The organism is Lysinibacillus sp. GW823-FHT06C08 (assembly GCF_058795135.1).
In genome coordinates this window covers 19,400-29,475 of the sequence record NZ_JBXAHN010000018.1, presented here as the reverse complement: position 1 = coordinate 29,475, position 10,076 = coordinate 19,400, and the positions used below count along the sequence as shown (strand labels likewise).

Here is a 10,076-nt window from a genome sequence, read left to right as displayed (position 1 = left end):
ACGGAAGTTAAGCTCTTTAGCGCCGATGGTAGTTGGGGGCTTCCCCCTGTGAGAGTAGGACGTCGCTAGGCAATAAAGGCAGTCAGCTGTGTGCTGGCTGTTTTTTTTATTTTATTATTTTAAGGAAATTCTTCATAAATTACAGGATTTTATACAAAAATCAATCATTATCAAAAGATTTAATTGTAAGATCTTATATAACTATATGATGGTCGCTAGTAGTTTTTTATATAGCTATTTATTTGGATTTTCAATTAAAATTTGCTATGATTAAAAGTCTGAATTGTCTTTCTTTTATAAGTTTCTTGACAGTAGCAGTCCACGTTGTTAATCTTACAATTAATATTCTTTTAACTATAGGAGGACGTTACGAAAATGTGGGAGACTAAATTTGCCAAAGAAGGTTTAACTTTTGATGATGTATTATTAGTACCAGCTCATTCCGAAGTATTACCGAAAGATGTTGATTTATCTGTTCAATTAACACCAAAGATTAAATTAAACATTCCAATGATCAGCGCAGGTATGGATACAGTTACAGAGTCTAAAATGGCTATTGCTATGGCACGACAAGGCGGAATCGGTATTATCCATAAAAACATGGGTATCGACGAACAGGCTGAACAAGTAGAAAAAGTAAAACGTTCTGAAAATGGTGTTATTACAAACCCATTCTTCTTAACTCCAACTCATCAAGTTTTCGATGCTGAGCATTTAATGGGTAAATACCGAATCTCTGGTGTACCTATTGTTGACAGTATGGAAAACCAAAAACTAGTAGGAATCATTACAAACCGTGATTTACGTTTTATCTCAGATTACTCTTTAAAAATTGAAGATGTTATGACGAAAGAAGATTTAATTACAGCTCCTGTTGGAACGACTCTAGAGGATGCAGAAAAAATTCTTCAACAATATAAAATCGAAAAACTTCCGATTGTTGATGAAGAAGGTCGTTTAACTGGTCTTATCACAATCAAAGATATCGAGAAAGTTATTGAATTCCCTAATGCTGCTAAAGATACACATGGTCGCTTACTTGTAGGTGCAGCAGTAGGTGTATCCAAGGATACAATGGTACGTATCGAGAAGCTTGTAGAAGCACAAGTTGATATTGTAGTAATCGATACAGCACACGGACATTCAGAAGGTGTATTACAGACAATACGTTCAATCCGTGAAACTTACCCAGAACTAGAAATCATTGCTGGTAACGTAGCTACTGCAGAAGGTTCACGTGCATTATTCGAGGCTGGAGCAGATGTTGTTAAAGTAGGAATTGGCCCAGGTTCAATTTGTACTACACGTGTTGTGGCTGGTGTAGGTGTACCGCAAATTACAGCAGTATATGATTGTGCTACAGTAGCTCGTGAACTTGGTAAAACAATTATTGCTGATGGTGGTATTAAATACTCTGGCGATATTGTGAAAGCTTTAGCAGCTGGTGGAAATGTTGTAATGCTAGGATCACTTCTTGCAGGTACTTCTGAATCTCCAGGAGAGACAGAAATCTTCCAAGGTCGTCGCTTTAAAGTATACCGTGGTATGGGATCTATCGGAGCAATGGAAAAAGGCTCAAAAGATCGTTACTTCCAAGAGGATGCGAAAAAGTTAGTGCCTGAGGGTATTGAAGGTCGCCTTCCTTATAAAGGACCATTAGCTGATACAATCTATCAACTGATTGGTGGTATCCGAGCTGGTATGGGTTATTGTGGAGCACCACATCTTGAGTATTTACGAGAAAATGCACAATTTGTTAAAATGACTGGTGCAGGTCTTCGTGAATCACATCCACATGATGTGCAGATTACAAAAGAGTCACCAAACTATTCCATGTAATATATTACTTGCAACTTTTATGCTTTCGCATCGTCTACAAAGATGGCGCGAGAGCATTTTTTTATGGCAGAGAGTCAACACGTATGTTGATATCTATGATAAAATGTCGAGGACAAGATTATTTTTTGGAGGGCTTTCAAGGTGAAAAAGAAAATGAACACCGTATTACGCTTACTCCTAATTCCCGTTTTATTAATTGGTATTTTTGCAGGTATTCCTGCAAAGGCAAATGCAGAGACGGATTTAGGACTAACAGTGGATGCTGCAATTTTAATTGACGCAGATTCAGGAAAAATTTTATATGAACAAAATGCAGATACTTCACTAGGTATTGCAAGTATGACAAAAATGATGACTGAATACCTGTTATTGGACGCTATTGATGCAGGGACAGTTAAATGGGATCAAGAATACCACGTAACCGATTATACGTATCGTATGTCTCAAAATCGTGCATTAAGTAATGTACCTTTACGTCGTGATGGTTCTTACACGATTCGAGAATTGTACGAGGCAATGGCTATTTATTCAGCGAATGCTGCAACTGTTGCTATAGCTGAAACAATTGCTGGAACAGAGACTGAATTTTTGAAATTAATGAACAAAAAAGCAGAAGAACTTGGCCTTGAGGGTTATAAGTTTGTCAATTCCACAGGTCTAAATAACGCTGATCTTTTTGGGATGCAACCAGCTGGGACAGGACCAGAAGATGAGAACGTGATGCCTGCAAAATATGTGGCAAAACTAGCCTACCATCTATTAAAGGATCACCCAAAGGTATTAGAAACTTCTCAAATTACTAAAAAGACATTCCGTGAAGGTACAGAGGATGCCATTGAAATGTCTAACTGGAACTTTATGTTACCAGGGTTAGTGTTTGAATATCAAGGTGTAGATGGATTAAAAACAGGTACTACAAACTTTGCAGGCCATTGCTTCACTGGTACTGCAGAACGCAATGGTACTCGATTAATTGCAGTGGTCATGAAGGCTGTTGATGCAAGTGGACAAGGGTCATATAAAGCTCGTTTTGATGCAACAGCAAAATTATTTAACTATGGTTTTTCACAATTCTCAAAACAAGAAATTTTACCAGCAAACTATACGTTTAAAGATCAAAAAACAGTAAAAGTGACAAAAGGTAAAGAAGACAAAGTAGAGATTGCTGTAAAAGAACCTATTTCATTTATGATCAAGTCTTCTGATAAAGATCTCTATAAACCTAAATTGGTTTTAGATAAAAAGAGTCTTGAGGCAGGAGTTAAGAAAGATACTGTTGTAGGGAAGGTCGTTATTGAGCGCACAGAGGGCACAGATTACGGCTTTATCGATGGTAAGGATATTTCATCCGATATTGTTACTACAGGGGCTGTAGAGCGTGCTAGTGGTATCTCATTGTTCTTCCAAGGTGTTGGGAACTTCTTCGGCAATTTATGGAGTGGGATTTCTGACTTCGTTGGAGGTCTATTCTAATCATTAATTAAAAAGCACATGAATGATAACAAACATTCATGTGCTTTTTCACATTTTTGACCCGAATAGCATAGGCTAATAGGCGAAAGGATGTGGCTAAATGTGTGGCATTACTGGATGGGCTAGCTTTCAACAGGGTTTAAAGGCAAGTGAAAAAGTTTTGCAAGCAATGACACGAACATTAAACAAGAGAGGGCCAGATGATGAAAATATTTGGTGTAGTGAGCATATTGCATTTGGCCATCGACGGTTAGCGGTTATCGATTTAATAGGTGGCAAGCAGCCGATGAAAAAAATACATGATGGGGTAAACTATGTCATTACATATAATGGCGAACTTTATAATACGGAAGAGCTAAGTAAGGAGCTGCAGAAAAGAGGCCATATTTTCACAACACATTCAGATACCGAAGTGCTATTGACTGCTTATATTGAATGGAAAGAGCAATGTGTAGACTTTCTAAATGGTATTTTTGCCTTTGGTATCTGGGATGAACAGGGGCAATCTCTTTTTTTATGCAGGGATCGATTAGGTGTGAAGCCCCTTTATTTTACAGAGCAACAGGGGGGAATTCTTTTTGCATCGGAAGTAAAGGCTTTACTGGCACATCCAATGGTTGAAGCTACTATTAATACGGAGGGATTAGCAAGTATGATGGCTGTTGGCCCCTCTAGAGCTCCAGGTAAGACTCTTTTTCAAAACATTGAGGAGTTACGACCAGGATATGCGATGCGCTTCTCTAGAGAAGGTTTAAGAAAGTGGCAATATTGGCAGCTACAAAGCCGCAAGCATGAAGAATCATTGCAAGAGACGATTGAGCATGTTCGTTTGCTGTTAACGGATGCTATTGAACGACAGCTTGTTTCGGATGTACCGATTTGTACATTTCTATCAGGAGGTCTTGATTCTAGTATTATTACAGGTATTGCTGCAGATAGATTCCAACAACAAAACAATAAATTGCATACGTATTCAATCGATTATGAGGATAATGAACGTTTTTTCAATCCTCATGCATTTCAAACTTCAACAGATACGTATTGGATTCAAAAAATGACCGATACTTTTAAGACGACACATCACGCAGAGGAAATAACCCAGCAACAGCTGATTGATTTACTAGTAGAATCGGTTATAGTTAGAGATTCACCAGGTATGGCAGATGTAGATTCTTCGTTACTATGGTTTTGTCGAGAAATTAAAAGAGACTTTACTGTAGCACTATCTGGCGAATGTGCAGATGAAATTTTTGGTGGATACCCATGGTTTAAAGAAAAAACTACTGGTTTTCCTTGGATTCGATCATTGGCTGAAAGAAATGCATTACTCCAAGAGAAGTGGGATAAAAAATTAAAAATTGAATCCTACGCACAGCAACTATATACACAAACGATTGCAGAAGTCCCGTTGCTAGATGGCGAAAGCCCGGCAGAAGTAAAACATCGTGAAATGTTTTATTTAAATATGCAATGGTTTATGCAGACGTTGCTAGAGCGGAAAGATCGTATGAGTATGGGAGCTAGCTTAGAGGTACGGGTACCTTTTGCGGATCATCGCCTTGTAGAATATGCATGGAATATTCCTTGGGAAATGAAGGATTTAGAAGGCATAGAAAAAGGGTTACTTCGAAAGTCCATGGCACATTTATTGCCTGATGAAGTATTGTATCGAAAAAAAAATCCATATCCTAAAACATATCATCCAGTTTATACAGCAGGTGTGCAAACATGGTTAAGAGAAATTCTTAAAGATAAGAACTCTATCTTACATGAATTATTTGAGCACAAAAAAATTATGGAACTAATAGAATCTGGAGGCAGCTCTTTTAAAATTCCATGGTATGGACAATTAATGGCGGGACCTCAACTTTTAGCATATCTAGGGCAAATTCATACTTGGTTTGAGCATTATCATATTCAACTCATTGAATCCTAATGGGGTCACCCATCTACTATTTGGTTGTAGTAGATGGGTGATTTTTTTGTATTCCCCAACAATCCATTAATTGTTCGATCGATTGTTCAATTACTTGAACAGGTATACCCCCAAAGCCAAGTAAAAATTGTGCTTGCGAGGATTCAACGTAATCTAGTTGATAATCAGATAACGGATAAATACCTATCCCTGCTTGGAAGGCAAGTTGTTGTAATTGTTTTTCTGGCAACTTGTGCTTAACGTCTAATAATATATGCATTCCTGCTTGCTCACCTGTAATTTTAATGGATGATGAATATTTTTCTAAAATAGAAGTAAGCTGTTCATGTTTTTTACGATAAACTTTACGCATCCGATTAAGATGTTTTGCAAAATGACCATCATGCATAAAATTTGCCACAATATGTTGATCAAACCGAGGAACGGTTGATGAATAGTAATTAAAGACATCGTTATATGTAGCAAGTAATTGAGGTGGAAGTACAAAATAGGCTACGCGCAAAGAAGGCATTAACGATTTTGTAAAAGTGCTCATATAAATGACCTTATCGTTTCTATCGAGAGCATGTAGAGCAGGAATTGGTTTTCCAGTATAACGAAATTCCGAATCATAATCATCTTCAATGATATAACGAGATGAGCTTTGTGTCGCCCAATTTAAAGCCTGTGCACGTCTAGTAGCGGATAATACTGCACCAGTAGGAAATTGATGTGATGGTGTAATATAAACAACATTAGCTTGTGTTTGCTCTAGCTGTTGAATGATGATTCCTTCCTCGTCGACGGCAATAGGATAAACTTTTCGTTTATGCTGAGAGAACATACGATGCACAGCCGGATACCCTGGGTTTTCCAATGCAAAGCATGTATCATCACTAAAAAGACGTAAAATCATAGGCAGAAGCTGTTCCGTACCAGAGCCAACGACAATTTGCTCGGGGTTACAGACAACTCCACGTGATTGATATAAATAATTTGCAATTTCAGTTCGCAAAGAAAGCTCCCCCTGAGGCTCACCTGTTAATAATAATTTCTTTGAGCCTTCATCAAACAGCTCCTTGGCATATTTTCTCCAGATCTGAAATGGGAAAGCATCGATATCAATAGAACCAGGATTAAAATCTATTTTGTATGATTTTTTTTTAGGCTGTTCATTGAATGGGATGACCGTGTCCTGCTGGATATAGGGTAGTTCATCTATTTCTTCTACAAAATAACCTACACGAGATTTGGACATAATATAGCCTTCTGCAAGAAGCTGTGCATAGGCAATTTCAATCGTTGTTTGAGAAATATTCAAAAAATCGGCTAATTTTCTTTTTGATGGTAATTTTTCGCCTACTGCAATTTTTTTGGAAATGATAGCTTCTTTAATGCCGTTGTAAAGCTGATCATATAGCGGTTTATCGCCATTCCGTTCAAGCTGAAATAAAAGCATATCCATATGCTAAAAACCCCCTGACCCTATGATTTTTTTGAAAACTGGATATTTTTATATGGTCAATTTCTATTATACTAAATTTCATCATAAAGGTGGAGGTTAGACAATGAAACAGACAGGTACAGATTTGGTGAAGCGCGGTATGGCTGAGATGCAAAAGGGCGGCGTCATTATGGACGTGATTAATGCTGAGCAAGCAAAAATTGCAGAGGCGGCAGGAGCAGTAGCAGTAATGGCATTAGAAAGAGTACCTTCAGATATCCGCAAAGCAGGAGGTGTTGCTCGTATGGCAGATCCTCGTATTGTAGAGGAAGTACTGGGAGCAGTTTCCATCCCTGTGATGGCAAAAGCTCGTATTGGTCATATTGTAGAAGCTCGTGTTTTAGAAGCAATGGGCGTTGATTATATTGATGAAAGTGAAGTGCTCACACCAGCAGATGAAGAGTATCACTTATTAAAAAGTGATTATACCGTACCATTTGTGTGTGGCTGTCGTGATCTAGGTGAAGCAGCCCGTCGTATTGGTGAAGGAGCAGCAATGCTACGAACAAAAGGTGAACCAGGAACAGGGAATATTGTGGAGGCAGTTCGACATATTCGTAAAGTAAATGCCCAAGTTCGTAAAGTAGTAGGCATGACAGAAGATGAATTAATGACAGAGGCAAAATTACTAGGAGCACCTTTTGAATTATTAAGAGAGATCAAACGTCTTGGTCGTTTACCAGTTGTTAACTTTGCTGCAGGTGGTGTAGCTACACCCGCTGATGCGGCATTAATGATGGAACTTGGGGCTGATGGTGTTTTTGTCGGTTCAGGTATCTTCAAATCTGATAATCCTGAAAAATTTGCACATGCGATTGTGGAAGCAACGACGCATTACAAGGATTATAAGCTTATTGCTGAAATATCAAAGGAACTAGGCGTACCGATGAAGGGTATTGATATTGCACAGCTTGGGCAACATGAGCGCATGCAAGAGCGAGGCTGGTAGGATGAAACGAATTGGCGTTTTAGCCTTACAAGGGGCGGTACGAGAGCATATTCACATGCTAGAAAACCTTGGCTGTGAAGCTGTTGAAGTAAAACAGAAGCCGGACTTAATAAAACTAGATGGGCTTGTATTACCTGGTGGTGAAAGCACGACTATGAGAAAGCTGTTGGATCGTTTTGAACTACTAGAGCCTATACGAGAACTAGCGCAACGAGGCTTGCCCATGTTTGGGACATGTGCAGGATTAATATTAATGGCCAATACTTTAGTTAATGATGAACCGCATTTAGCAGTTATGGATGTGACAGTTGCGAGAAATTCATATGGACGCCAGGTTGACAGCTTTGAAGTAAAGCTCGATATCCCTAAAATAGGTAAGGCAATTCCAGCAGTTTTTATTCGGGCACCTCATATGGAGACAGTCGGAAAAGATGTTGAAGTTCTCGCAGAGCATGAAGGTAAAATTATTTTAGCACGGGATGGACATTTACTAGGTTGTTCATTTCATCCCGAATTAACATCAGACACACGTATTCTTGAATATTTTGTAGCATCTATGGTATGACTTGCAAAATTTGTTTTCATATAGTACAGTATGGTTAAAATTTAATTAACTGAACACGATGATGGGAAGTAGTAGCAAGCACGTTTTTTTTAGAGAGTCAGCGGTTGGTGGAAGCTGATAAAGGCACTTGTGAATCCGTCCTGGAGTTGCACAGTCGAAGTCAATGAAGTAGGCTGCTGCCGGCTGGAATGCCGTTATAAAATAAGTGGATTAGACATTGTGTCTAGTCAATTAGGGTGGCAACGCGGGTAGCTCTCGTCCCTTTATGGGATGGGGGCTTTTTTGTGTTTATCTTGATTCAGCCAAATGCAGCCCCTCTACAGGGCTATCTATTTTGATGTTCAATTGACCACTGAATCAAGCTAAAGAAACAAGATGCAACAATTCCCCATCATTAAGAAACTACTGGAGGTATGATCGATGTTAGATATTAAACGCGTGCGCGATAATTTCGCCGAAATTAAAGAGATGCTATTAACACGTAATGAAGATTTAGGGAATTTAGATGACTTTGAAAATTTAGATGCAAAGCGTCGTGAGCTAATTGCTAAAACGGAAGAACTGAAGGCAGAACGAAATAAAGTATCTGAGCAAATTTCTGTTATGAAGCGCAACAAAGAAAACGCAGATGAAGTGATTGCTCGTATGCGTCAAGTGGGCGATGAAATTAAAGAACTTGATATTCAATTAAATGATGTGGAAGATCGCTTTAAAGATATGATGATGCGCCTGCCGAACGTTCCTCATGAATCTGTACCAGTGGGTACGACAGAAGATGACAATGTTGAGGAATATACATGGGGTGACATTCCGGCATTTGATTTTGATATTAAAGCACACTGGGATTTAGCTACAGATCTAAAAATTGTGGACTTCGAACGTGGTGCCAAAGTAACTGGTAGCCGATTCTTATTCTACCGTGGTCTTGGGGCCCGCTTAGAACGTGCGTTGATGACATTTATGATGGATTTACATGCAGAAGAGCATGGCTATGAGGAAATGCTGCCACCTGTGATTGTAAATCGCGATAGCTTAACAGGTACTGGACAGTTACCTAAGTTTGAGGAAGATGTATTTAAATTAGAGGAAACAGATTATTTCATGATTCCAACAGCGGAAGTACCAGTAACAAACTTCTACCGTGATGAAATTTTAACTGCTGAAGATTTACCACAAGGTTTTGCTGCATACAGTGCATGTTTCCGTTCAGAAGCGGGCTCTGCAGGTCGTGATACACGTGGTTTAATCCGTCAGCACCAATTTAACAAAGTGGAATTAGTTCGTTTTGTAAAACCTGAGGAGTCATATGAGCAGTTAGAGCTATTAACGGGTCATGCTGAAAAGGTACTACAATTACTAGGCTTACCATATCGTAAATTAAAAATGTGTACAGCCGATTTAGGCTTTACTGCTGCGAAAAAATATGATTTAGAAGTTTGGATTCCAGCACAAAATATGTACCGTGAAATTTCTTCTTGTTCGAACTTTGAGGACTTCCAAGCACGACGCGCAAACATTCGCTTCCGTCGTGACCCAAATGCAAAACCAGAATATGTCCACACATTAAACGGTTCAGGACTTGCGATTGGTCGTACAGTTGCCGCTCTATTAGAAAACTATCAACAAGCTGATGGAAGCGTAGTAATTCCTGAGGTTTTAAGACCATATATGGGTGGCAAAGAAGTAATTGCCCCAAAATAAACAACTGATCCAGGCTATTTTAGACGAACCTTTACACGGGAATCTAAAATAGCCTTTTTTCAATTCCAAAATTGATAGCTCTCATAATTTTTGAAGATTCGTTATAATGGGTAATATTCATGGGGACAAG

Annotated in this window: 7 protein-coding genes, 1 rRNA gene and 1 other annotated feature; of the genes, 7 read left to right on the top strand and 1 reads right to left on the bottom strand. The window is 38.8% G+C overall.

What is annotated here, in order from left to right; all coding sequences use genetic code 11:
• The 4 genes from rrf to asnB form a co-directional block, all read left to right on the top strand.
• Positions 1-71: ribosomal RNA gene (gene rrf, locus AC1Q6O_RS22620) — 5S ribosomal RNA — on the top strand; the annotation flags it as partial.
• A gap of 304 nt (positions 72-375) precedes the next feature.
• Positions 376-1,839 carry an IMP dehydrogenase gene (guaB, locus tag AC1Q6O_RS22615; RefSeq protein WP_008179648.1) on the top strand — a complete coding sequence of 488 codons (1,464 nt, stop codon included), beginning with the start codon at positions 376-378 and terminating at the stop codon, positions 1,837-1,839.
• Positions 1,840-1,980: 141 nt separating this feature from the next.
• Positions 1,981-3,312, top strand: a complete 1,332-nt coding sequence (locus tag AC1Q6O_RS22610; RefSeq protein WP_083244759.1) for a D-alanyl-D-alanine carboxypeptidase family protein — start codon at positions 1,981-1,983, stop codon at positions 3,310-3,312.
• Between the two features lie 100 nt (positions 3,313-3,412).
• On the top strand, positions 3,413-5,248 hold the full coding sequence (gene asnB, locus AC1Q6O_RS22605; protein WP_089987416.1) for an asparagine synthase (glutamine-hydrolyzing): 1,836 nt from the start codon (positions 3,413-3,415) through the stop codon (positions 5,246-5,248).
• Positions 5,249-5,264: 16 nt separating this feature from the next.
• Here the strand turns inward: asnB and pdxR are convergent, their stop codons facing one another.
• On the bottom strand, positions 5,265-6,692 hold the full coding sequence (gene pdxR / locus AC1Q6O_RS22600; protein WP_492402254.1) for a MocR-like pyridoxine biosynthesis transcription factor PdxR: 1,428 nt from the start codon (positions 6,690-6,692) through the stop codon (positions 5,265-5,267).
• 103 nt (positions 6,693-6,795) lie between these two features.
• Between pdxR and pdxS the strand changes: the two genes are divergently transcribed.
• The 3 genes from pdxS (at position 6,796) to serS (ending at position 9,946) form a co-directional block, all read left to right on the top strand.
• Positions 6,796-7,680 (top strand): pyridoxal 5'-phosphate synthase lyase subunit PdxS, encoded by an 885-nt coding sequence (gene pdxS, locus AC1Q6O_RS22595; RefSeq protein ID WP_089987418.1) that lies wholly within the window; start codon positions 6,796-6,798, stop codon positions 7,678-7,680.
• Position 7,681: 1 nt separating this feature from the next.
• Positions 7,682-8,245: a pyridoxal 5'-phosphate synthase glutaminase subunit PdxT gene (pdxT, locus tag AC1Q6O_RS22590; protein WP_090003334.1), complete on the top strand. Its 564-nt coding sequence runs from the start codon at positions 7,682-7,684 to the stop codon at positions 8,243-8,245.
• A gap of 49 nt (positions 8,246-8,294) precedes the next feature.
• Positions 8,295-8,511: a binding site (T-box leader), on the top strand.
• A gap of 154 nt (positions 8,512-8,665) precedes the next feature.
• Positions 8,666-9,946 carry a serine--tRNA ligase gene (serS, locus tag AC1Q6O_RS22585; RefSeq protein ID WP_492402253.1) on the top strand — a complete coding sequence of 427 codons (1,281 nt, stop codon included), beginning with the start codon at positions 8,666-8,668 and terminating at the stop codon, positions 9,944-9,946.
• Positions 9,947-10,076: the final 130 nt, after the last annotated feature.